General features: G+C 70.9%; 18 protein-coding genes and 1 riboswitch. Of the genes, 12 read left to right on the top strand and 6 right to left on the bottom strand.

Annotation, left to right across the window (positions count from 1 at the left end; translation table 11 throughout):
• Positions 1-66 precede the first annotated feature (66 nt).
• The 10 genes from FV560_RS08085 (at position 67) to ribH (ending at position 9703) form a co-directional block, all read left to right on the top strand.
• Positions 67-474, top strand: coding sequence for a hypothetical protein (locus tag FV560_RS08085; protein ID WP_159621013.1), 408 nt, complete (start codon positions 67-69; stop codon positions 472-474).
• Between the two features lie 148 nt (positions 475-622).
• Entirely contained in the window at positions 623-1360 is a 738-nt protein-coding gene (locus FV560_RS08080) for a sugar phosphate isomerase/epimerase family protein (protein ID WP_159621012.1), read from the top strand.
• Positions 1360-2457 carry a Gfo/Idh/MocA family protein gene (locus FV560_RS08075; protein ID WP_159621011.1) on the top strand — a complete coding sequence of 366 codons (1098 nt, stop codon included), beginning with the start codon at positions 1360-1362 and terminating at the stop codon, positions 2455-2457. Before FV560_RS08080 ends, FV560_RS08075 begins: the two co-directional genes overlap by 1 nt.
• Before the next feature lie 205 nt (positions 2458-2662).
• Entirely contained in the window at positions 2663-4039 is a 1377-nt protein-coding gene (locus FV560_RS08070) for a dicarboxylate/amino acid:cation symporter (protein WP_159621010.1), read from the top strand.
• A gap of 65 nt (positions 4040-4104) precedes the next feature.
• On the top strand, positions 4105-4629 hold the full coding sequence (locus tag FV560_RS08065; RefSeq protein WP_159621009.1) for a helix-turn-helix domain-containing protein: 525 nt from the start codon (positions 4105-4107) through the stop codon (positions 4627-4629).
• Positions 4630-4734: 105 nt separating this feature from the next.
• Entirely contained in the window at positions 4735-5403 is a 669-nt protein-coding gene (locus FV560_RS08060) for a rhamnogalacturonan acetylesterase (protein ID WP_159621008.1), read from the top strand.
• 206 nt (positions 5404-5609) lie between these two features.
• A riboswitch (FMN riboswitch) is annotated at positions 5610-5740 on the top strand.
• A 93-nt stretch (positions 5741-5833) separates the two neighbouring features.
• Positions 5834-7012 carry a bifunctional diaminohydroxyphosphoribosylaminopyrimidine deaminase/5-amino-6-(5-phosphoribosylamino)uracil reductase RibD gene (ribD, locus tag FV560_RS08055; protein ID WP_235020002.1) on the top strand — a complete coding sequence of 393 codons (1179 nt, stop codon included), beginning with the start codon at positions 5834-5836 and terminating at the stop codon, positions 7010-7012.
• Between the two features lie 57 nt (positions 7013-7069).
• The gene (locus FV560_RS08050; RefSeq protein ID WP_159621007.1) at positions 7070-7723 is read left to right on the top strand and encodes a riboflavin synthase; all 654 of its coding nucleotides are present in this window, start codon (positions 7070-7072) and stop codon (positions 7721-7723) included.
• Positions 7716-9221: a 3,4-dihydroxy-2-butanone-4-phosphate synthase gene (gene ribB, locus FV560_RS08045; RefSeq protein ID WP_159621006.1), complete on the top strand. Its 1506-nt coding sequence runs from the start codon at positions 7716-7718 to the stop codon at positions 9219-9221. The genes FV560_RS08050 and ribB overlap by 8 nt, the downstream gene beginning before the upstream one ends.
• Positions 9218-9703: a 6,7-dimethyl-8-ribityllumazine synthase gene (gene ribH / locus FV560_RS08040; RefSeq protein ID WP_159621005.1), complete on the top strand. Its 486-nt coding sequence runs from the start codon at positions 9218-9220 to the stop codon at positions 9701-9703. The genes ribB and ribH overlap by 4 nt, the downstream gene beginning before the upstream one ends.
• A gap of 132 nt (positions 9704-9835) precedes the next feature.
• Here the strand turns inward: ribH and FV560_RS08035 are convergent, their stop codons facing one another.
• Together FV560_RS08035 and FV560_RS08030 are read right to left on the bottom strand one after the other, a co-directional pair.
• Complete coding sequence (locus FV560_RS08035) at positions 9836-10312, bottom strand: DUF1801 domain-containing protein (protein ID WP_159621004.1); 477 nt, start codon at positions 10310-10312, stop codon at positions 9836-9838.
• Positions 10313-10467: 155 nt separating this feature from the next.
• A complete protein-coding gene (locus FV560_RS08030) occupies positions 10468-11205 on the bottom strand; it encodes a glycerophosphodiester phosphodiesterase (protein ID WP_159621003.1) in 738 nt (245 codons plus the stop codon).
• Positions 11206-11368: 163 nt separating this feature from the next.
• On the opposite strand from FV560_RS08030, the gene FV560_RS08025 reads away from it, so the two are divergent.
• A complete protein-coding gene (locus tag FV560_RS08025; RefSeq protein ID WP_159621002.1) occupies positions 11369-12121 on the top strand; it encodes a ParA family protein in 753 nt (250 codons plus the stop codon).
• Here the strand turns inward: FV560_RS08025 and FV560_RS08020 are convergent.
• The gene (locus FV560_RS08020) at positions 12105-12614 is read right to left on the bottom strand and encodes a pyridoxamine 5'-phosphate oxidase family protein (protein WP_159621001.1); all 510 of its coding nucleotides are present in this window, start codon (positions 12612-12614) and stop codon (positions 12105-12107) included. The two genes, FV560_RS08025 and FV560_RS08020, sit on opposite strands and share 17 nt — an antisense overlap.
• Positions 12615-12747: 133 nt before the next feature.
• Here FV560_RS08020 and FV560_RS08015 point away from each other — a divergent pair, with 133 nt between their 5' ends.
• Positions 12748-13203 carry a winged helix-turn-helix transcriptional regulator gene (locus FV560_RS08015; RefSeq protein WP_159621000.1) on the top strand — a complete coding sequence of 152 codons (456 nt, stop codon included), beginning with the start codon at positions 12748-12750 and terminating at the stop codon, positions 13201-13203.
• A 13-nt stretch (positions 13204-13216) separates the two neighbouring features.
• Here the strand turns inward: FV560_RS08015 and recD are convergent, their stop codons facing one another.
• The 3 genes from recD to recC are packed head-to-tail and all read right to left on the bottom strand — an operon-like array spanning position 13217 to position 22454.
• A complete protein-coding gene (recD, locus tag FV560_RS08010) occupies positions 13217-15238 on the bottom strand; it encodes an exodeoxyribonuclease V subunit alpha (RefSeq protein WP_159620999.1) in 2022 nt (673 codons plus the stop codon).
• Positions 15235-18978, bottom strand: a complete 3744-nt coding sequence (locus FV560_RS08005) for a UvrD-helicase domain-containing protein (RefSeq protein ID WP_235020001.1) — start codon at positions 18976-18978, stop codon at positions 15235-15237. The genes recD and FV560_RS08005 overlap by 4 nt, the downstream gene beginning before the upstream one ends.
• Complete coding sequence (recC, locus tag FV560_RS08000) at positions 18975-22454, bottom strand: exodeoxyribonuclease V subunit gamma (protein ID WP_200837577.1); 3480 nt, start codon at positions 22452-22454, stop codon at positions 18975-18977. The genes FV560_RS08005 and recC overlap by 4 nt, the downstream gene beginning before the upstream one ends.
• Between the last annotated feature and the right edge of the window lie 125 nt (positions 22455-22579).

The raw sequence follows: 22579 nt of genomic DNA, 5'->3' as shown, positions 1-22579 counted from the left end.
CAGCCGGTTTCGCGTGATGGATCGTTGCTTGCTCTGTCGTGCACAGGTATGAGGGGTAGACATTGGGTGAGCGAGATTGAGCAGATTCCTGAGCTGGTGACATGGCTGATGTCGACCGAGCGCCAGGCCGCTGTTGTCCTTGTCAGCGTTGCCCGTTCGACCGCCACGCCGCTGGTCCAGGTGGGCCGGCTGATGTCCGAGCTCGACGGTGTGGCCGAGGTGGTGGTGATCGCTACACAGGAGGCGGGGAGTGTGCTGCGGTCGCAGTTTGGGCCCGCGCGCCATCTGTACGGCGGTGCGGCCCGGGTCATACCCTCGCGCAGGTTCATCGGGCTCCTGCCGAGGTTGCATCTCCCCTTCGGGCCTGCGGATAGCGCACGCGTGACCGACGCGATCGTCGCCGACGTGCGTCGACTCGGTGGTGGGGTGATGGGGACGGTACCGGCACCTGAGCCTGCTCCCTCCGGCAGGTGAGTGCCTGGCGGGCGTACGGTCACAGGCTCCTGGTGCGGGTTGTCTCCTCGCCTACGACCGAAAAGTCGAAACGTTTCGTTTTTTCGGCGGTTCCTAGTAGCGTGACTGCTGCACCTGTATCGAGCTGACTCATCGAGGAGAGCCCCACATGACCGGAGCACCGATCTCCGTCCAGCTGTACTCCGTCCGCGAAGCCATGACGGCTGACATGTCCGCCGCGCTGCGACGGATCGCCGATATCGGTTTCACCGAGGCTGAGGCATTCGGCTTCGCTGACCGGGTGGAGGAATACCAGAAGGCCAAGGACGAGTCAGGCCTGAGCCTCACGTCCGGGCACGCCAAGCTCGTCACGGCCGACGACCCCGCCGCTATTCTCGGAGCTGCCCGGACCCTGGGGATGTCCACCCTCATCGACCCAGCCATCCCGGCCGAGCAGTGGGAGACCCGGGAGTCCGTGGAGGGCTTGGCTGCTCGTCTCAACGAGCTCGCCGTGCAGGGAGCGGACCAGGGCTTGAGGATCGGCTATCACAACCATTGGTGGGAGCTTGCTGAGATCGAGGGCACTCCGGCGCTGGAGATCTTCGCTGCTGCGCTCGATGAGCGAGTGATCCTCGAGGTCGACACCTACTGGGCCGAGGTGGGCGGCGTCTCCGCCGCCGCGCTGCTGGAGCGGCTCGGTTCGCGGGTCACCCACATTCACGTCAAGGATGGCCCGCTCACCCGTGACAACAAGGCGCAGCTGCCCGCGGGCGCTGGCCAGGCCCCGGTCGAGGCGATCCTGGCCGCAGCTCCGGAGGCCGTCCGCGTGGTGGAGTTCGACGACTACGACGGCGACGTCTTCGAAGGTCTCGCGGCCAGCTTCGCCTACCTCAAGGACCGCGCCTGATGGCCGGCCGTGTGGGCGTCGGGGTCATCGGCGCCGGGGTGATCAGCACCCAGTACCTGAAGAACCTGACCATCTTTCCCGACCTCGAGGTGCTCTTCATCGCCGACCTCGACGTTGAGCGCGCCCAGGCCAAGGCCGAGGAGTTCGGTGTGCCGGGCCATGGCACGGTCGCCGACCTGCTGGCCGTGGACGAGGTCGAGATCGTCGTGAACCTGACCATTCCGGCGGTGCATGCCGAGGTGGGCCAGCAGATCATCGCCGCTGGTAAGCACCAGTGGAGCGAGAAGCCGTTGGCGTTGGACCGGGCCTCGGGCCGGCAGCTGCTGGAATCGGCCGAGGCTGCCGGTCTGCGGGTCGCGTGCGCGCCCGACACTGTTCTCGGCTCGGGTCTGCAGACCACGATCCGGGAGTTGCGGGCCGGGCGGATCGGCACGCCGCTGAACGGTCTGGTTCTGTTCCAGACGCCTGGGCCGCATTCCTGGCACCCGAGCCCGGAGTTCCTCTTCGACGTCGGTGGCGGGCCGTTGTTCGATATCGGCCCGTATTACCTGACGGCGCTGGTGCACCTACTCGGTCCGGTCGCCTCGGTCAGTGCGAGCGCCTCGACGGCGCAGGCCACCCGAGTGATCGGGGCCGGTCCGAAGGCGGGCACCGAGTTCCCGGTCAACGTGCCCACCCACCACAGCGCGCTCATCCAGTTCGAGTCCGGTGCCGCGGCCCAGGCTGTGTTCAGCTTCGAGTCCGAGATCAAGCGGACGTTGCTGGAGGTCACGGGTTCAGCCGGTTCAGTCGTGGTGCCCGACCCCAACAAGTTCGAGGGCGCCACCACGCTCTGGGCGCCCGGGGCCGGCGAGGCCGAGGAGATTCCCTCCGCGGGGGTGACCACCACGCGCGGCACCGGTGTGGTCGAGCTCGCCCGTGCGATCCGCGCCGGTGAGGCCGAGCGCGCATCCGGCGAGATCGCTTTCCACGTGCTCGACGTGATGATCTCCATCGACGAGGCGGCGACCGCCGGCACCGCGGTCGAGGTGGCCAGCACGGTCACCGTCCCGGACGCGCTCCCGACCGAGTGGGACCCCACCGCCGCCACACTCTGACCGGTCACTGACCGAACGACGGGCCCGGGCTGTCCAGATCGTGGACGGTCCGGGCCCGTCGCATGTTCCGGCCTTCCGGCGTGTGCACGATGCTCTGCGGCTCACGCACCAGCGTGGCCGCCTGTGCCCTCCCGACGGCGCCCCATCCGGCCCGATCACGAGGTCACACCGAGCATCCGCCCACCCCGCGCGAAAGGCCTGACCCGTGTCGACCGGCACCACCTCTGAAGCTCCACGTCGCTCCCGGCTGCGACTTCCCTCGTTCAGCGTCCAGATCGTCCTCGGCCTCGTCCTGGGCGCCGTACTCGGATGGGTCGCCCTGCAGATGGGGACCGTCGGAGCCGACGAGAACCCGAACTGGCTCACCGAGACGCTCGCCACGATCGGCGGGTCCTTCGTCACCCTCCTGCGCGCGATCGTTCCCCCGCTGGTCTTCTTGGCGATCGTCGCCTCGATCGCCAACCTCCGGAAAGTCTCCAACGCCGCCCGGCTCGCCGGTCAGACCCTGCTCTGGTTCGCCATCACCGCCGGCATCTCCGTGGCCATCGGTATGGCGCTCGGCCTCATCACCCGGCCCGGCGAGAACACCTCGATCAGCGCCGACCTCGCCGAGGCACCGAGCCGCACCGGTAGCTGGGTCGACTTCCTCACCGGACTGATCCCCAGCAACGTCCTCGGACTCGACGCCGGGCTGCGCGGTGACTCGGTCTCGCTGAACTTCAACGTGCTGCAGATCGTGGTCATCGCCCTCGTCGTCGGGATCGCTGCTCTGCGCTCAGGTCAGAAGGCTGATGCCTTCCTCAGCTTCAACGCCTCAGCTCTCGCCGTGATCCAGAAGGTGCTGTGGTGGATCATCCGCCTCGCGCCGATCGGCACGCTCGGTCTCATCGGGCGGGCGGTGGCCACCTATGGAACGGAACTGTTCGCGCCGTTGGCGACCTTCGCCGTCGCGATCTACATCGGCCTGGCCATCGTGCTGTTCCTGCTCTATCCCGTGCTGCTGCGGGTCAACGGGCTGCCTGCGCTTCCGTACTACAAGGGGGCATGGCCGGCCATCCAGCTCGGCTTCGTCTCTCGTTCCTCGATCGGCACGCTGCCGGTGACCGAGCGGGTGACCGAGCGCAACCTCGGGGTCCCGCGCGAGTACGCCTCGTTCGCCGTGCCGCTCGGGGCCACCACGAAGATGGACGGCTGCGCCGCGATCTACCCGGCGATCGCAGCGATCTTCGTCGCCCAGTTCTACGGCATCGATCTGTCGGTCACCGACTACCTGCTCATCGCCTTCGTCTCCGTGGTCGGATCCGCTGCGACGGCGGGACTCACCGGGGCGCTGGTGATGCTCACCCTGACGCTGTCCACCCTCGGGCTGCCGCTGGAGGGCGTGGGTCTGTTGCTCGCCGTCGATCCCATCCTGGACATGGGACGCACGGCGGTGAACGTGGCCGGCCAGGCGCTCGTACCCACGATCGTGGCCAAGCGGGAGGGCATCCTCGACGAGGATCGCTACCGCGCCGGCAACGCCGAGAACCTCTTCGCCGACGAGGGCACAGCCGACCGGGAACCGGAACCGGCCAACGCCTGAGATGCGATGTCTCGGGCCGCCTGGGGAACTCCCCGGCGGCCCGAGGCGTTGAGAGGGGTGTGAGCATGATCGACGACGCCCGAGACATCAGCGCCGACGCCAGCACCGCACTGTCCGTGGTGAACGTCCGCGACGCGGCCCCGGTTGCGGGGGTGAACGAGATCCTCTCCCTGGCTGACGAGCTCAGCCGCATCGGCGATGCCGGGTCGCAGCTCGCGCGGGCGATCGAGTCCGCCACCGGTCTGCGCGCCGGCGAGGTGCAAGTGCTTGCAGCAGTTGCAGCGGGGGCGGAGCACCACCGGGCGATTGCCAGCGCCATCGGTCAGGTGCCCGAGGCGGCGGAAGCCACCGTGGATGGGCTCGCCGAGCGTGGGCTCATCGGGCGGCACTCGCACGAGTCCGATCCCAGCGGAGAACTCGGCCTCGTCCACGTCTCCCCGAGCGGGCAGGCTGTCCTGGAGCAGGTCGAAGCCGTGCGTATCCGGCTCGCTGATGCGCTCTTCGGGGCGCTCGGGCTCGAGAAGGCACAGGAACTGCGACGGACCCTGACGGCGGTGGCCGAGATCGTGGAGACGCCCGCCTTGCGATGAGGTGCTGGCGTCTTGACCCCCATCTCGGCTCCTCTGACCGTGAATCCATTCAACGGCAAGTCCTGACCTGATGACGAGTCAGGACTTGGGCGGAACGGAGCATGTATGACCATCCATCTCGCAGGTGACTCCACGGTGGCACCCGGCCCGCTCGACGGGTCCGGTGTGATCGGCTGGGGCGGAGTGTTCCAGGAGTTCGTCGACGAGCCGGTAGTCAACCGTGCATTCGGCGGGGCCACCACGGATTCCTTCGTGGCGCAGGGGAACTGGCAGGCGACCGTCGACGCTGTCGAGGCGGGAGACGTCGTCGTGATCCAGTTCGGGCACAACGATCAGAAGGACGCCGATCTCGAAGCTGACGGGCGCTACACCGAGAATCTGCAGCGGTTCGTGGCCGAGGTGCGCGAGCGCGGCGGGTCGCCGGTGCTGGCGACGTCAGTGGAACGACTGCTGCGCGATGACGAGGGAGCGTTGCGCCTCTCCCATGGCTCCTACCCGCGAGCGGTGCGCCGCCTCGGACACCGTCTGGACGTCCCGGTGATCGAGCTCACCGCCTTCACTCGGTGGCTCTATGAATGGCTGGGCGCCGAGGCGGGGCCAACGCTGTTCCCGCACGGCAAGCCGGACCGGAGCCCAGAGGAAGCCCGCGACACGACCCACTTCGGACTGGCTGGCGCCCGGGCGGTGGCCGGATTCGTCGCCCAGAACCTGCGAGCGATCCGCGGCCAGGACGACGACCATGAACCGCTCGGGCTCTGGGTGATGCAGCAGTAGATCCGCTCGGGGGTCCGTGGGGTGTGGGACAACTGGGATGAAAGTGACGGGAATACTGCCACCCCAGTGCGTATACGAGCCTGGTTGGCAGTATTCCCGTCACTTTCATCCCGCCACCGTCCGGAGGCGTTCACGAGATGGGCGTGAGGACGCTCACTCACGGCCCGGACACACGCTGTGCCACACTGAACAGGTCGAACTGAAGTTCGCGCACTCCGGGGTCGGTGTAATTCCGAACCGGCGGTTACAGTCCGCGACCCGGCCGCAGCCAGCGGCCGGTTGACCAGGTGAAACTCCTGGACCGACGGTGAAAGTCCGGATGGGAGGAAGTGCGCGCGCGGTGGTCGGCGCCTCCCGTCGGCGTAGGTCTGCGTGGGGAGCCGTTCGTCGTCGCCGGCCCCGGGCTGCGCCCTAGCGCAGGAGGAACCCGGTGGCCCACCCCGACGGCGGAGCCCACGATGCCCGCTCCGGTGACCATGATCGCGTGGTCGCCGCCCTTCAGCGCGCCATCGAGCTGAGTGCCCACGGTCTTGGCCGGGTCAGCCCGAACCCTGCCGTCGGGTGCGTGATCCTCGACGCTGAGGGGCACGTGGCGGGCGAGGGTTGGCACGCCCGCCCCGGCGGCCCGCATGCCGAGGTCGTCGCGCTGGACGACGCCCGTGCCCCATCCAGCGCCGCGGGCGGGACCGCTGTCGTCACCCTCGAGCCGTGCCCCCACACCGGCCGCACGGGCCCGTGCACGCAGGCCCTGCTCAGGGCGGGGATCTCGCGTGTGGTCTATGCCGTCGCCGATCCGCTGTACGGGGGTGGGGGAGAGGTGCTGCGGCAGGCGGGCGTGGAGGTGCACGGCCCCGGCAGCGACCTCGTGCCCGCTGAGTTCACGCAGTCAGCCGGCTTCGTCAACGAACCCTGGCTGACGGCGCAGCGCACCTCCCGCCCGCACGTCACCTGGAAGTTCGCCGCCACGCTCGACGGCCGGTCCGCGGCTGCGGACGGCACCAGCAGGTGGATCACCGGGGAGGAGGCCCGGGCCGACGTGCACCAGCTGCGTGACAGCGTCGACGCGGTGCTCATCGGGGCCGGCACCCAGCGCACGGACGACCCGCAGCTGACCGTCCGGCCGTCGCCGCAGGACGGACGCCAGCCGCTCCGGGTGGTGCTCGACCCGAGCGGTACCACTGCTCCAGGTTCACGGGTGCTGGACGCCGCAGCGTCGACCCTGCTGGTGCTCGGTCCGGATGCGTCCGATCCCGATGCACCCGAACCCGATGCGCCGGAGCGCGTGCAGCTCGCGCGCGTGCCCCGGGCAACCAGCGGGGCGGGCGGTCTCGACCTCGACGCGGTGCTCGCCACCCTCTACGCCCGCGACGTCCGATCGGTCCTCCTCGAAGGCGGCCCGCGACTGGCCGGCACCTTCCTCGCTGCCGGTCTCGTCGATCGCGTCGTCGCCTACCTTGCGCCCGCACTCCTCGGCGCCGGCCCGGCAGCCCTCACCGACGCCGGTGTGGCCACGATCGCCGGCACCCACCGCCTCGAGCCGATCGACGTCACCACCCTCGGCCCCGACATCCGACTCATCGCCCGCCCGACCCGCCGAACGGACCGTTGAGCGGACTCCGTTCCCGCCGCCCACTATGCCCACGGCCTCGATCACCAAGGAGAGACCATGTTCACCGGAATCGTCACCGACCTCGGCACCGTCACCGCCCTCGAACCTGCGCCGGGAGGGGCCCGGCTGCACGTCCGGGGCCGGCTGCCCTACGACGTCGCCCTCGGCGACTCGATCGCCGTCGACGGCGTCTGCGTCACCGTTGCCACCCTGACCGCGGTGGATGGTTCCGCCCAGGAGCACGGAAGGGACGCCGTCGTGGAGTTTGCCGCCGACCTCATGCCCGCCACGCTCGGACGCACCACCGTGGGCCAGCGCGAGCCCGGAGACAGGGTGAATCTCGAGCCGGCGCTCGCAGCGAACGGGCGCTTCGGCGGCCACGTGGTGACCGGCCACATCGACGCCGTGGGCACCGTGGTGGGCCGCACCGCCGGCGACCTGGCCGACCGCGTCACCATCGACGTGCCCGCGCACCTGGCGCGCTACGTGGTGCCGCAGGGATCGATCGCAATCGACGGCGTCTCCCTCACCGTCGCCGAGCTCGCCGACACCGGCGACGGCTGCCTGGTGACCGTCGGACTCATCCCCGCCACCCTCGAGGCCACTACCCTCGGGCACCGCGCCCCACCCGACCGGGTGAACCTCGAGGTGGACGTGCTCGCCAAGCAGGTCGAACGCCTGCTCGCCGTCAGGGAGGCCGCTCATGCGTGAGGTCGAGAACGCGATCGCGGCGATCGCCGCTGGGCGGATGGTGATTGTCACCGACGATGCCGACCGCGAGAACGAGGGCGACCTGGTGGCCGCCGCCGATGCGATCACCCCCGAGATCGTCGCGTTCATGGCCACCCACGGGCGCGGACTGATCTGCGCGCCGATCACCGCCGAGACCGCCGAGTGGCTGGAACTGGCGCCGATGACCCGCCGCAACACCGAGGCGCACGGGACGGCATTCACCGTCTCCGTGGACGCCGTCTCGGGCATCACCACCGGCATCAGCGCCGCCGACCGCGCCCGCACGATCGCTTTGCTCGCTGACCCAGCCACCGCGCCCGACGATCTGGCCCGGCCGGGGCACGTGTTCCCGCTGGTAGCCCACCCTGCCGGTGTGCTCGGCCGCGTCGGGCACACCGAGGCCGGTGTGGACCTGGCCCACCTCGCCGGACGCGCGCCGGCCGCCGTGATCTGCGAGATCCTCAGCCCCGACGGCGTCCCCTCCCGGGGCGAGCAACTGCGCGCCCTGGCGGCGGCTCACGATCTGCCGGTGGTCAGCGTGGCCGAGCTCGTCGCCTATCGCCGGGGCGGGTCGGGGGTGGGGTCCGCGTCCGACCGGCCGGGCGGGGCGCGGGCACAGTCCCAGGGCGGTGACGCCCCAGCCGGTCGCGGATCGACGCCGCACGACAGAGCCGAGGGGCTGCGCGGGAGTGCGTCCACCCCGGTGCACAGTGGGGCGACCGAGGTAGATCGTGGGGCGGCCGCCATGCTGCCCACGGCGGCCGGGGTGTTCCGGGCCGTCGTCTTCACCGATCCTGCGGGTACCGAGCATGTGGCCCTGTGCCACGGGCTCGACTCCGGCGACCGCTTTGCGGGCGAGGAGGAGGTGCTGGTGCGAGTGCACTCGGAATGTCTGACCGGTGAGGCGTTCGGATCGTTGCGCTGCGACTGCGGCCCCCAGCTCGACGACGCGCTCAGGGCCGTGGCAGCCCACGGGCGAGGCACGGTCGTGTACCTGCGTGGCCACGAGGGGCGCGGCACCGGGCTCAGCGCGAAGATCCGTGCCTACGCACTGCAAGAGCAGGGGCGCGACACGGTCGAGGCGAACCTCGACCAGGGGTTGCCCGCCGATGCCCGCGACTACGCGGCGGCGGCCGCCATCCTGCTCGATCTCGGTGCCCGGAATGTGCGCCTGAAGTCGAACAACCCGGCCAAGTCGGCGGCGCTCGCGCTCGGCGGCGTGACGGTGCGCGGGCACGAGCCGGCACCGGCACCGGTCGGCGTCGACAACCTCGCCTACCTGCGCACCAAGTCCGAGCGGATGGGGCATGTGCTGCCCTGGCTGCCCGAGGCCGTCGTGCCCGGATCGACTGCCTCGTCTTCCGCCCCGCGCTCGGCCGCTCCGGCGGCCGCCACTGACGAGCCGGCGGGCTACGTGCCGGCCGTCGTCTGCCCCGCGGGCTACGAACCCACCACCCACGAGAGGACCCCAGTATGAGCACCCACGCCCCGCACACCGGACCACAGATCCAGGTGCCGTCTGTTCCGCACCTGAGGGTCGCCGTCGTGGCGGCCTGCTGGCACGAGGAGATCACCACCGGCCTGCTCGAGGGGGCGCTCCGGGCGCTCGCGGACGCGGGCATCGAGGAACCGCAGGTGGTGCGGGTGCCGGGCAGCTTCGAGCTGCCCGTGGCTGCCGGCCGGCTGGCACGGGGAGGGTTCGATGCCGTGGTGGCGCTGGGGATGGTGCTGCAGGGCACCACCGCACACTTCGAGTACGTGTGCCAGGGGGTGACGGCGGGGCTCACCCAGGTGGCCACGTCCACCGGCGTCCCGGTCGGGTTCGGCGTGCTGACCTGCACCGGCGTGGAGCAGGCGCGCGACCGGGCCGGGCTGCCCGGCTCCCGGCAGGACGTCGGCTACGAGGCGACGGTGGCGGCGATCAGTACCGCGGTGGCGCTCGCGGGTGCCGGGGTCTGATGCCCTCCCGCCCTCCCGCGCCCATCTCCCCGTGCCCACCATCTCGAACCCACCACCCACGCCGAACGCTGACTTGTTCGGCGAATCGCCGGAAACGCCGAGTAGGTCAGCGTTCGGCGCGGCATGTAGGCGTTAGCTCACCGCGCGCTCGACCAGAGTGGCAAGTTGCTCCCACGCCGCTTCGGTGGGTTCGGTGAGAGCGTAGGCGGTCGGCCACAATCCGGAGTTCTCGTCGAGTGCCGCGAGAGTGCTGACGCCGAAGGTGGAGTAGCGCTCCTTGTCCATCTGGCCGCTGCGGAAGAAGCAGACCACCTTGCCGTTGCGGGCATAGCCCGGCTGGCCGTAGTAGAGCTTGGGCGCCAGTTCCGGCGCTGCGGTTGCGACGATCGCGTGCACGCGCTCGGCGAGCTGGCGATCCCCGTCGGGCATCTTCGCGATCTTCGCGAGCACATCGGCCTCGTCAGCCGCTGCCTTGGCCTCGGCCTTCTCAGCGCGGCTGCCGCGCCGCGCCTGAGTCTTGAGCTCGGCGGCGCGTTGCTTGATCGCCTCCCGCTCCTGTTCGGAGAATCCGTCGGCGGTGGCCGTGCTCTTCTTGGCGGATGTCGACATCGTCGTTCCCTTCGTCTGCGCTGGTGCCATCACCGTAGGCGGACATCGGGGTCGTGCACTTCTCGATTCCTGATCGATGGCACGGGTGGGTGTCGAGCGTTCCGACCGTCACTGTGCGCGAAGGCGGGGATTGTGCGAGTAGTCGACCTCGGCGGTCAGGAGATCTGGCTGGTGGTGAGCCATCCCGCGAGCCGATCGGGTCGGTCGGTGATGATGCCGTTCACCCCGGCGGCCACCAACGGTGCCCACTCGGCCGCCTCGTTGGAGGTCCACGTATAGATCTGCAGTCCCGCCTCGTGCACGCGGGTGGCGGCCGACGGGTCGGCGATCACACTGGCGGAGGACGGGTTGCACGCGACGGCGCCCAGTTCCGCGCAGGTCGCCAGTGCCTGGGTGTCTGCCTCCTGGACCAGCAGGGCCCGGCGCATCGTCGGCGCCAGGGTTTGCAGGGTGCGCAACATCTCCACCTCGAAGGACTGGGCGAGCACCCGGTCGGTGAGGCCGGCTTCCTTGACTTGGGTCAGCAGTGCCTGGGTCGGCTCTGCGGGCCATGCGCCCTTCAGTTCCAGCAGCAGCTCGAGCTCGGGGTAGCGCAGCATCAGGGTGACGACATCCCCGAAGAAGGGGAGAGGTGTGCCCTCGTAGGCAGGGTCGAACCACTCACCTGCGTCGAGGTGGCGCACATCCTTGGCGCGCATCTCGGCGACGATACCGGCGCCGTCGGTGGTGCGATCGACACTGGCGTCGTGGATGACCACGGCGGATCCGTCGACGGCCACCTGCACGTCGATCTCGATCATGTGGGCGCCCGCAAGCGCGGCGGCCGCGAAAGCGGGCAGGGTGTTCTCCGGTGCCACGGACGAGTTGCCGCGATGGGCGATGATCTGGGTCATACAGTGCTCCTGTCTCTCTGGGCACCACGGTAGGCGAGGGCGGTGACAGGGGCAGACGGTGGAGCGAAGTGTCGCTGGTCGTTCAGCGAACGTTCACGTGCTCGACTCCGATCACCGCCGACCGGCAGTGACAACGTGATCGACGTGCTTCTAGGGTGAGTGCATGAAGGTTGTCGCGGTGTACTCCACCAAGGGTGGAGCAGGGAAGACGTCGGCAGCGCTCAACCTGGCCTGGGAGGCGAGCAAGTCCGGCCGGGTGCTGCTGTGGGATCTGGACGCTCAGGGCGCGAGCACGTACCTGACCGGCGTGAAGCCCAAGCTCAAGGGTGGGGTCGCCAAGTTGCTGAAGGGGAGCAATGCGATCTCCGAGGTGGCTCGCAAGGCTGATCTACCCAGCGTCGACGGTCATCACCCGATCGACGTCGTCCCTGCTGATGACTCCTACCGGGAACTCGAACTGATGCTTGACGCCGCAAAGGGGTCCCGTCGGCGGCTGCAGAAGGTACTCAAGGACGCCGCTGGTACCTACGACACCGTGATCTTGGACTGTCCTCCCGGCGCGTCGCTGGTGGCCGACAATGCGGTGCGCTCGGCTGACGTGATCGTGACGCCTGTGCCTCCCGCAGCGCTGTCGCTGCGCTCGCTGGAGCAGGTGCGCGAGCTGGTGGCAGACTCCGCGAAGCCGGCTCCGATCCTGGCGTTCCTCTCCATGGTCGACCGGCGCAAACTCACCCACCGCCGGGCCGCCGAGGAGCTTCCCGCCGAGCACTCCGAGATCGTCGATGTGGTCGTTCCGGCCAGCGTGGTGGTGGAGCGGATGGGTGACGAGCGCGCTCCAGTGGCGACGTTCGCGCCGCGGCACCACGTGACGCAGGCATATGCGCAGCTCTGGGCCCTCGCTACCGCCCAGACATGATGTCCGGCAGGCGACCGCCGTCGAAGTCGAGCAGTCCGACCCAGGTCGGCCGCAACGCGATCCGGGCCATCCGGGTGCCCGGCTGATCGGCCATGCCGAGATAGTCGTCCGCACCTTCCGCGCCGAGGTAGTGGTGGGCGGCATCGGCGAAGTCCGGGTCGATCCCATCGACCTCAGTGATATCCACCTGGCCGCGGAGCAGCAGCGCTTGAGACGGGGTCTGCTCGGTGTCGATCGAGACCGCAACGTCCGGGCGTGCCCGTAGCGCGGCAATCCGGCGGGAGGGTCCGCTCACGTGCGGTGCGGCGATGAACGTGGGCATGACCACCTCGCTGCCAGCCCACCGGAACCAGGTCGGCACGATGCGAGGGGTGCCGTCGGTGGCCGTGAAGGCAACACGCGCTGGGATCGCTGCGGCGAGCAAGGTCTGGGCAACGTCAGTGTCGAGCAGTTCCAGGCTGCCCTGCGGGAGGTCGAGGACTGCGGTGCTCATGGAGTCTCCGTCTCGTGTGCGTCGAAGAGGACAGAAGGCCGTGGTCGAAGACCCGGCTCAAGTTCCGTCAGGGAACTCTACTGAGCATAGCGTTCAAAGTTCCTTCAGGGAACCCTGTTGATATGATGCTGCGATGCAGCGCACCGACTTCGCCGCGATGACCTGCTCGATCGCCCGCACCCTCGACGTGATCGGCGAGCCTTGGTCGCCGCTGGTGCTGCGGGACGTGTGGGTCGGGATGCACCGCTTCGAGGAGATCCAAAGTGACCTCGGCATCTCCCGGAAGGTACTGACCGAGCGCCTCCATCACCTGGTGGCACACGGGGTCCTCGAGCGCCGCCCGTACGACCAGCGCCCTCGCTACGAATACCACCTGACCGTCAAGGGTCTTGAGCTCGTTGATGTGCTGATGGTCCTTGGCGGCTGGGGCGACCGGTGGCTAGCCGGCGAAGCCGGCCCGCCCGTGCTCCACCGCCATCGTGCCTGCGGGCAGATCTCCCGCGTGGATCTGCGGTGCGACCACTGCGGTGAGCCGATGCACGGGGACGACGTCGACGTGCTGACAGGGCCGGGAGCGGCGGCCTCCTGAGCGGCACGTCATCTCACAGCGGCTCTCGCAGCCCGCTCGCTCGCCGCACCGGGTGTTCCACCGCCACCCGCACGGCCTCCTCGCTGCCCACCACCCGCACGAACTCCTGCGCCCGCGTCACGGCCGTGTACAGCAGCTCGCGCGAGAGCAAGGGCGACGTGGCCGGCGGCAGGATCAGCGACACCCGCTGGAACTGGCTGCCCTGCGCCCGGTGCACGGTCATCGCATGCACCGTCTCCACCGGGGGTAGGCGGTAGGGACGCACGAGCATCGGGCGGCGCGAGTCCCCGAACGCAGCCACCACGCTCTCCCCGTCGGCCACCAGCACCCCGGTGTCGCCGTTGTAGAGCCCCACGTCCTTGTCGTTGCTGGTCACCAGGATCGGCCGGCCCACCGTCCACGGGGAACCGGACAGGAGCACCGGCATCCTCGGCGCGGTCGGCGTGGTCCCCGCAGCCGCGCGTGCCCCCTCCTGCACCCAGACCTCCACCTGCGCCGCCCACCGGGCCACCCCAGCCGGACCGCGCCGGTGGGCCAGCATCAGCCGGTGCTCATTCAGTGCGTTCAACGCTCCGGCTGCATCCCCGGCCTCGGCCCGCGCCATCAGTTTCTCCCCAGCGGCCACTGCATCGTGGCGCAGGTCCGCGATCGCCTGCTCCTCCAGGTGCTCGACGTCCGCTGATACCAGCTCCACCCCGTGCCTGCCGGCCCGCAGCAGCTCCAGCACCCGATCCGCGTCCCCAGCCCGGATCGCCGCCGCCAACGGCAGGATCTCCGAGCCCTGCTCCTGCCGGTGCACGGTGGTCAGGCGAACGACGCCGTTGCCGAGATCGGCCGCCATCTCACCGCGCTCAGACGTTGCCCCGACCGACTCCAGCCCCACCGACTCCAGCCCCACCGGCGCCTCCGCGACCGGCGGCCGTGCCACGAGGTCGCCGAGCACCGCACCGGCCTCCACCGACGCCAGCTGATCCGGGTCGCCCACGAGCACCAACCGGGCGTCCGGGCGCAACGCTTCCAGCAACCGCGCCATCAGCGACAGCGGCACCATCGAGGTCTCGTCCACCACCACCACGTCGTGCGGCAGGTGATGCGCGGCGTCGTGCGCGAAGCGAGTGCTGCTCCCCGGCTTGAACCCGAGCAGCCGGTGCACCGTCGTCGCCTCCGGCAGCCCCACCCGGTCCCGGTCGGAGTCCTCCAAGAACCCGACGACCTCGGCTGCCGCCTCCTGCAGTCGCGCCGCCGCCTTCCCCGTAGGGGCGGCCAGCGCCACTCGCACCGGCCCCGCAGCGTCCTGCAGTACCGCCAGCAGGCGCGCGACCGTGGTCGTTTTTCCCGTTCCCGGGCCCCCGGTGAGCACTGTCAGTCGCCTGCGTAGCGCGTGCGCGGCCGCCAGGCGCTGCCGGTCGTCCCCTGCCTCGGGGAACAACCGGTCCAGTGCTCCGCCGGCATCGCCGGGCACGTGCAGGTCCGGCGCCGTGAGCCGGGCGTCGATGAGCCGCCGCACGGTCAACTCATCCCGCCAGTACCGGTCCAGGTACAACCGCCCGTTCACCCAGCGGGCAGGCCGCACGTCGGGCTGCGAGGCTCCCGCGCCATGGTGCTCGCTGTGCTCGCTGTGCTCGCTGTGCTCGCTGTGCTCGCTGTGCTCGCTGTGCTTCTCACTCCCGACGGCGACCATCGGGCTGGCCTGCACCGCCGCCACCCATCCGGGGTGCTCGGGCCACGGCGGTGGCTCCGCTGCTTGCTCGCCCAGCACGGCGTCGTCGGGCAGCCGCAGTACCTCCAACTCCGCCTCGTCGCCCAGGTGCAGGCACACCGACCCCCCACGCAGCGCTCGCACGGTCAGCGCCACCGCGAGCAGTACCCGCTCGTCCCCCTCCCCGGTGAGTGTGCCCAACCGGGTCGCCACCTGCACATCCGTCGCGGTCACCAGCCCGGCGGCGTTGAACCGCGCCAGCAGGGGAGGGGCCCCGACGGCGGTGCGCACGTCCCCGTCGACGCTCGCCAGGGTGGAGGTGGTCACCGTGCTCATACCGTCCCCCGTGTTCCCTGAGTGCGCTGTGGGTCCTGAGCGCGTGGAGTGTCCTGAGTGCCCACCCCATCGAGCACCTCCGACAATGCCGGTACCAGCCCGGCCGGTGGCCGCCACGCCAGCACCCCGAACGGCGAACCGTCCGGCCCCACCGGGGTGTCCGGGCCCGCCATGCCACGGACGAAGAGGTACAAGCCCCCGCCCAGATGCACGTCGGGGTCGTAGCCGCGCAACCGCCACCGCAGGTACCGGTGTAGGCCCACCAGATACAGCAGCAGCTGCAGCGGATAGTGCGCGTGCAGCATCGCCTCCACGACCGCCTCGGGTCGGTAGTCGTGCACCGTGAGGTCCGCGCCTGGAGTGCCCAGCCGGTTCGTCTTGTAGTCGCACACCAGGAACTGCGTGCTCTCTCGCCGTGTCGGGCTACCCTCTGACGGCTCGCTGCCGTCGGAGGGTGCCTCACGCACCCGCAGCACCGCATCGATCGATCCGGTCAGATATCCGCGCAGCTCCGCCGGTCCTTGCGGGTCAGTGGCCAGTGCCCGGAGCATCTGCGGGTAGGGCGCGTAGGGGTCGCCAGTCTCGAGGTGGCTCTCCAGCACATCGGCGATGTCCAGCAGCGTCGCCGCACGCAGAGGTGCCGCCGGAGCCGTCGTAGCCGCCGGAGCGGACGCAGCCGCCGCACTGACCTGACCGCCATCCTTACCGCCGACCGCGCGCCCGCCTGGCACATCACCACCAGCCAGGGGTAGTTCGAACTCCAGCTCGGAGAGCCGGTCCGCCGGATCGATCTGCGCCAACGTCCGCCCGCCTGCCACGGGGCCCAGCGGGGTCCGCATCACCGTCCCGAGTGCATCGGCGAGCGACTCCACGTCCAGCCCGTCCACCCGAGCGGACGAGGCCGTCCGGCACCGCGCCAGGAGCTCGGCGTCCAGGTCCGTGGCCGCGGTGTCGGCGTACTCGAGCACCTCGTGCACCAAGGTGCCGAAGGCGGCCCCCGCGGGCTGGTCCGCCATCGGCGAGGGCAGGTCGAGCCCGGGAGCATCGCCGGCCACGGGCGCGGCGTCAACCACGAATCCGTCCTCCACGCTCGCCCCACTCGCAGGTTCGTCCAGCACTCCCGCGCCCTCCGGTTCGCTCACCACACCCGCCGGCCGGGCTGTCTCACTGCGGTCCGCCGCCGGGCCTGCGTGGTGCGCCGCCGCCGTCAGGGCCGTGTACGACGCACGCCGCCAGCTGACATCCGGTAGCCGGTCCAGGTGCGCGACCGCGAGCTCCGGGGTGTCCCGGGCCGGCGGCACCCACCGCTCCCGGCTCGCATCCGCCGGTGCCACCTCCGCCGCGATCGCCGGGGACCGGGCAGCGAGCGCCTCGAAAGCCTCCCGGGCCGCGTCGTCCCGCATCGCTGAGGTGTCGGCCGCCACCGCGGGGGCACCACCGAGCTCCCGCGCCCCGAGCAGCACTCGTGTGAGCGGCCCCTTCGCCGAGTTGCCACGGGTGGGCGCCCAGTGCGCCACCACCTGGTGCCGGGCACGGGTCAGGGCGACGTACAGCAGTCGCAGATCCTCACCCCTGTCCTCGCGCTGGTACCGCTCGCGCGCCTCCCGGTACAACTGCGAGCCCTGCCCGCCCACGTGCAGGATCCGACGGCCGTCGTCGGCATGAAAGCCCAGCACCGAGGGTGTGGCCGACTCGTACCGGTCCCACGCGAACGGCACGTACACCACACCGAACTCGAGGCCCTTGCTCGCGTGCACGGTCACCACCTGCACGGCCGCCGCATCGGTCTCCAGTCGCCGGCTGCGTTCCTCCTCGAAGTCGCGCGTGGCCTCCCGGATCCGACGGCGCAGCCACCCCGTCAACGCCGCCGCACCCAGCCCCTCGGTCACCGCGACCGTGTGCAGCACTTCGCCCACGTGTCGCAGGTCGGTCAGGCGCCGCTCCCCGGTCGTGGTCGCCATGAGCCGCTCGGCCACCCCACTGCGGGTGACGGCCTCGTGCAGTGCCGCCACCCCGCGGGAGGCGAGCAGGCGCGCCCAGGTGCGTACCCTCTCGGCGAGCCGGTCACGGTCGGGGTCCTCCGCCGTCGCCAGCTTCCTGGCATCCCAGCCCGCGAACGGAGTGAGCGCCAGCGCCGACGCACGCTGCCGTGAGCCCGGCTGCTCGAGCGCATCCAGCAGCGTGAGCCACTCCCGGGCGGCCGGCGTGGCGAAGACGCTGGACAGCCCCGAGACCACGGCGGGCACACCGCGGGCGTTGAGCTCGGCCCGCACCTGCTCCGCCTGCGCGTTCGTGCGGGTCAGCACGGCCACGTCTCCCGGCTGCAATGCCCGCCAGGCATCGTTCACGTCGTCCCGGATTCGCGCCTGCCCGAGCCGGGCCACGATGTCCGCCGCCGTGTCGGCCGCGACGAACGATCGCGCCTCGCCCACATAGGCGTCCTTGCCGGGTCGCACACCCATCGCCTCACGGGTGACCTGCCGGATCCGCAGTGCAGGTCCGCCGTCGAAGCGCTCCTCGCTGTGGGCCGGGGCCACCGGTCCCACGGTGATCCGGTCGTCCCCGAGCGCCGCGCCGCCGATCATCGTCTGCAGCGCCTGCAGCAGCGGAGCGTCGCTGCGCCAGTTCGTGCCCAGCGTCGCGGTCACCGCTGCGTCGCGTTTGGCGTCCAGGTAGGCCACCACGTCCGCCCCGCGGAAAGCATAGATCGCCTGCTTCGGGTCCCCGATCAGCACCAGCGTGCGATGACCGTGGAAGGCGGTCCGCAGGATTTCCCACTGCACCGGGTCGGTGTCCTGGAACTCGTCCACCATCACCACCCGGTAGCGCTCACGCACCCGCTGCGCTGCCGCCGGGCCATGGACCGGATCCCGGAGCGCATCCCGCAGCAGCACCAGCAGGTCGTCGTAGTCCAGCAGGTGACCCACGCGCTTGCGCCGCTCGGTCTCCTCGCGCACCGCTACGGCGAGCCGGTACCGCAATGCGCCCAGTTCGGTGGTGTCGTCGGACTTCGGCTCCAGCTCCGCGCCATGATCACTGACGGCGGCCTTCCCCAGCGCGTAGAGCTCGTCCGGGGTCAGCTGGGGCTGCTTCTCGTCGGAGAATTCGCGGACGTACAGGTCGTCGGTGACCTCCTGCACGAGGTCCGCCACGTCCGCGACGAACGTCGCCGCCGGGTCCACGTCGGCGGCGATCCCCAGCGCCGTGAGCATCTGGTGGCAGAACCCGTGGGTGGTGGTGATCGTGGCCGCATCCAGCTGGGAGAGTGCCCTCGCCAACCGGGCACGACGGCGGTCCAGCTCGCTGGGATCCACATCCGCCAGCATCGCCACCAGCGGGTCGTGGCTGCCGGCCGGGTCCGCGGCCCGCAACGCCCGTTCGGTACCGACCAGCCGTTCGCGCACCCGGTCCCGCAGCTCGGAGGTGGCCTGCCGTCCGAAGGTCACCAGCATCAGGTCGCGCAGCTCGGCCACGCCTTCGGCCACGTAGCGCGCCGCCAGCGCTGCGATCGTGAACGTCTTCCCGGTGCCGGCGCTGGCCTCCAGCACGGTGGTGCCCTCCGGCAGCGGGCCGGACACGTCGAAAGTGGCCGCGTCGATCGGTGCCCGCGAGGTGTCACGGTCCTGGGCGGCACAGGCGACACCATGGGCGGGCACGTGGTCCGGCGCGTGGTCGGGCCCGGCGGTGTCGGCCGGATCGGTTGTCTCGGCCTGGCTTGAGGTGTGCATCCGGTCGGTCATGACGTAATCCGCTCCTCACAGGCCAGCAGCGGGTCCCATACACGCCGGGCCAGCGCCCCCAGGCGCGTCGTCTCCTCCGGGTAGTGGGCGAGATCCTGCTCCGACGGTGCGCCCGCCACCTGCTCCAGACTCGCCGCCTCCCCGAAGCACAGCACGTGGAACGGGTCGTCCGCCTGGTAGTCGTACCGCCACCCGCGGCGCACCTGCGCCAACGCGGAGTCAGGGCTGGCGCCCTTGGAACGGGCGGTGGCGTAGCGTTCGGCGATCTTCGGTGGGATCGGCACCGGCATACGGGTGGCCTCGGTGTGCAGGGCCACCAGATCGGCGAGTACTGCGCCCGCGTCCCCGGGCGGACGCAGCTGGCTCGCTGCCGCCGTTGGCACGTCTTCGCCGTACCGGTTGCTCTCCCCGCGGCCGATGGTCACGGTGTGCCAGGCCCGGTCGGGCTCGCTGACCGCCAGGGCCAGCAGCTGCACCCAGGCCCGCAGGCGGTGCTTGGCCCCGAGCCGGGAGTACTCCGCGCGTACGACCCGTTCCCCGTGCACGCCGGGAACAGTGCCCGCCACCAGCACAGCGGCCGATCCAGAACCGGTCTCGGCCAGCACGTCCACCCCGGTCGCAGTGCCCACGCGGGCGGCCTCGGTGGCCATCGCGTGGATCGGGCGGATCCGCTCCATCACTTCCAGCAGGGCGGCGTTCCCCAACTGCCGCGGCGGCATCTGCCCGCGGCGCCACTCTGCCTGGAACGCTTGCCGCGGCTCGGTTCCCTGGCGTACCGCGGCCAGGATGCGATCGCCGGCCGCCCAGGAGTCCAGACCACCGGCCGTCAGTGGCAGCCGGTCGTCCACCTCGTCCTCGTCGCGCACGAGACGTGCGCCCAGTCGCCGCTGGACGAACCAGCGTGCCGGGTGCTCGAGCAGTTCCACCAGTTCGTCCAGATCCAGCACGGGTGGAGCAGCCCTCTCCCCGGGACGAGCCCCCGTACCGGCGGAACCACCGTGCAGGTGGGGGCCCTGCGGTGCGGACGCTCCGCCGTCGAGAGCCGGCAGCGGTTCGGTGACCAGCACCCCCGGGGTGACTCGTTCCCCCCGCCCGGCCACCGCACCGCGGAAGGCGGCCGCATCGAAGCTGAACGGACCCGGGGCGCCCAGGGCGCCCGCAGTGAAGGAACGCTCGTCCACCGTCTGCAGCGGGTGGCGGGTCACCACGTGGTCGCGAACCGGCCCGCCGCCAGGTGCGGTAGCCACCCGGTCGAGTGCGTCCACCAGCTCGGCCACCGGAACTGCCGGCGGCCGCGGGGCACCGGTGCGCTCGTCCGCCCCGGTGTGCACGATCACCAGGTGCTCGCCGGCGGCGGTGATGGCGTCCAGGAAGATCTGCCGGTCCTCGCTGCGCAGGTCCCGCTCACCCAGGCAGGGATCGCGGGCGAGCATGTCGTCACCGTTCGGGGTGGGGGAGCGGGGGAAGGCACCGTCGTCCATGCCCAGCAGGCACACCACCCGGTGGGGGACGGCGCGCATCGGCTCCAGCGAGCACACCGTCAGCGCTCCGGTGCGGAAACCCGAGCGGGTGGGGCGACCGGCCAGCCGGTCTGCGAGCAGCGCGCGCACATCGGCCAGCAGCAGCGGTGACCCCTCACTGGACGCTGAGGCCCCGCCGGAGCCCGCCGCGCGCACGTCGGCCAGCACCCGGCGCGCATGGATCGTTTGCCACGGCTCCTCCGCATCGGTCAGCAGTGTCACTGCGTCATCGAGAGTGTCCAGCCAGTGCCGCAACGAGTGGGCGCCGTCCAGCCGTGCCAGCAGGCCCGTCAGGCGGTCCACGAACTCGGCGAACCGGCCTGCCACCTCCACATCGGTGGAACCGACGTCGTCCACGGGGAGCGCGGCTCCCACGTACCGGGAGTCCTCCTCGGCCATCGCCACGCCGAGCAGCACCCGGTCCAGTGCCGCCTCCCAGGTGCCCTGCCGAACCGAGGCGTCGATGCCGTAGCGGGTGCGGCGGGCACCGTTCTCACCCCAGCGCACACCCACCTCGACCGCCCAGGTGCGCCAGCGGTCCAGATCGTCCTCACTGAGACGGAACCGGCGCCGCACGGGCGTCGTCGCCGCCAGGTCCAGCACCTCCGGCGCGCTCACCCGGCTGTCGGCCAGGTGGAGAACCGTGTCCAGCACTGCCAGCACCGGGTTCGTGTTCCGGGCGCCCCGGTCGGCCAGGCTCACCCGCAGCTGCTGCCCCGGGTGCGTCTGCCCGGCGTCGGGGGTTGTCTCCCCGGGAGCGGCGCCGAATGTCGCCGTGATCAGCGGGGCGAAGGCGTCCACATCCGGGCACATCACCACCACGTCCCGGGGTTCCAGGCTCGGATCGGCGGCGAACAACCCGGTGAGAACCTCCCGCAGTACCTCCACCTGCCGGGCCCGGCCGTGGCAGGCGTGGACCTGCACGCTGCGGTCGCCTGCGGCCAGCAGTTCGTGGCCCAGTTCTGGTTCGTCCTCCCGCAACGACCGCTGCAGGCGGCCGAGCAGGGTGGCGGGCGGTTCCGGGGCCGGGTGATGATGGGCGACCGCCCCCCGCTGCACCCGCTGCTGCAGCTCGGATCCATCGGTTCCCATCGAGACCAGCAACGGGTGACGGGCCACCGGCTCCTGATCCGCCCGGCGGATCCCGGGCGGGGGCGTGGTCGCGACGGCGTCCCACACCACCGGGGAGGGGTGCGGCAGCCACAGGTGCACCTCGCGGTGAGTGGCCAGACCGCGCAGCACACGCAGCTGATCCTCCGGCAGCCGGGTGGGCCCGAACACCGAGAGCCTGCCCGGCAGGTCGACCGACTCCGGATCCGCTTCGATGGCGGTCAGCGCCGCCGTCAGTGTCTCCGCCGGACTGGGGGAGCCGATGTGCTCGCGCACCCGCCGCCAGAGTTGCGGTTGCCAGTGCAGATCGTCCGGGACTGCGATGCCGTGGCCGTCGGTGTCGCTACCCTCGCGCCACGCCGTGATCAGATCCGGACGTTGGTGAGCATAGGCAGAGAACAGGCCGGCGATGCGCTGGGCCAGCGCCACCCGGCGGGACCGGCGGATGGCGTCGACCGGCCCGTCATCTGCTCCGCCCACAAACCGAGACAACGGCGCGGCCCAGTCCTCGTCCAGGCACGCGTCGACGGTTTCCAGGACCGGCCACACCAGCCGGGCCGAGCGCCACGGATCCTCATCCGGGTCCACCCCGGTGCTCGCGGACAGCACCGCCTGCACCAGCCGCCCGGGGGAGCGGAAGTCGACGTTCGCGCACACACCCGCGGAACCTGCGCCGTCGGGGACCCCCAGATAGTGCGAGAGGCGCTGGGCGAGCCACCGCTCGATCCCGCGCGTGGGCACAGCCACCACGTCCGGGGTGAACGGATCCTCCGGTGCCTCGGCGAGCACCTCCGCGAGCGGCGCGACCAGGGCGTCGGTGCGCTCGGAGCGGTGGATGTGCAGCACGTCGGCCATGCTACGGGGGCGGTGTGACATCCGGGGCAGGGGTGTGGACAGCGTGACAGGTTGAGCGCGGTGAGTTGCCAGTTCCGGCCCGTGTCGGGCCGTTCGCACCGGCCACACCTGGCAAC

Origin of the sequence: Ruania rhizosphaerae, from assembly GCF_009805705.1 — a bacterium.
GTDB classification, from domain to species: Bacteria; Actinomycetota; Actinomycetes; order Actinomycetales; family Beutenbergiaceae; genus Ruania; species Ruania rhizosphaerae.
The sequence above is the reverse complement of the archived record's forward strand: the minus strand, read 5'-3'. Positions and strand labels throughout refer to the sequence as shown.

Excerpts from the sequence above, each read along its gene's own strand:
- FV560_RS08080 (WP_159621012.1), top strand. The coding sequence starts at position 623 with ATGACCGGAGCACCGATCTCCGTCCAGCTGTACTCCGTCCGCGAAGCC.
- FV560_RS08075 (WP_159621011.1), top strand. The coding sequence starts at position 1,360 with ATGGCCGGCCGTGTGGGCGTCGGGGTCATCGGCGCCGGGGTGATCAGC.
- FV560_RS08065 (WP_159621009.1), top strand. The coding sequence starts at position 4,105 with ATGATCGACGACGCCCGAGACATCAGCGCCGACGCCAGCACCGCACTG.
- FV560_RS08060 (WP_159621008.1), top strand. The coding sequence starts at position 4,735 with ATGACCATCCATCTCGCAGGTGACTCCACGGTGGCACCCGGCCCGCTC.
- FV560_RS08050 (WP_159621007.1), top strand. The coding sequence starts at position 7,070 with ATGTTCACCGGAATCGTCACCGACCTCGGCACCGTCACCGCCCTCGAA.
- ribB (WP_159621006.1), top strand. The coding sequence starts at position 7,716 with ATGCGTGAGGTCGAGAACGCGATCGCGGCGATCGCCGCTGGGCGGATG.
- ribH (WP_159621005.1), top strand. The coding sequence starts at position 9,218 with ATGAGCACCCACGCCCCGCACACCGGACCACAGATCCAGGTGCCGTCT.
- FV560_RS08035 (WP_159621004.1), bottom strand. The coding sequence starts at position 10,312 with ATGTCGACATCCGCCAAGAAGAGCACGGCCACCGCCGACGGATTCTCC.
- FV560_RS08030 (WP_159621003.1), bottom strand. The coding sequence starts at position 11,205 with ATGACCCAGATCATCGCCCATCGCGGCAACTCGTCCGTGGCACCGGAG.
- FV560_RS08025 (WP_159621002.1), top strand. The coding sequence starts at position 11,369 with ATGAAGGTTGTCGCGGTGTACTCCACCAAGGGTGGAGCAGGGAAGACG.
- FV560_RS08020 (WP_159621001.1), bottom strand. The coding sequence starts at position 12,614 with ATGAGCACCGCAGTCCTCGACCTCCCGCAGGGCAGCCTGGAACTGCTC.
- FV560_RS08015 (WP_159621000.1), top strand. The coding sequence starts at position 12,748 with ATGCAGCGCACCGACTTCGCCGCGATGACCTGCTCGATCGCCCGCACC.
- recD (WP_159620999.1), bottom strand. The coding sequence starts at position 15,238 with ATGAGCACGGTGACCACCTCCACCCTGGCGAGCGTCGACGGGGACGTG.
- FV560_RS08005 (WP_235020001.1), bottom strand. The coding sequence starts at position 18,978 with ATGACCGACCGGATGCACACCTCAAGCCAGGCCGAGACAACCGATCCG.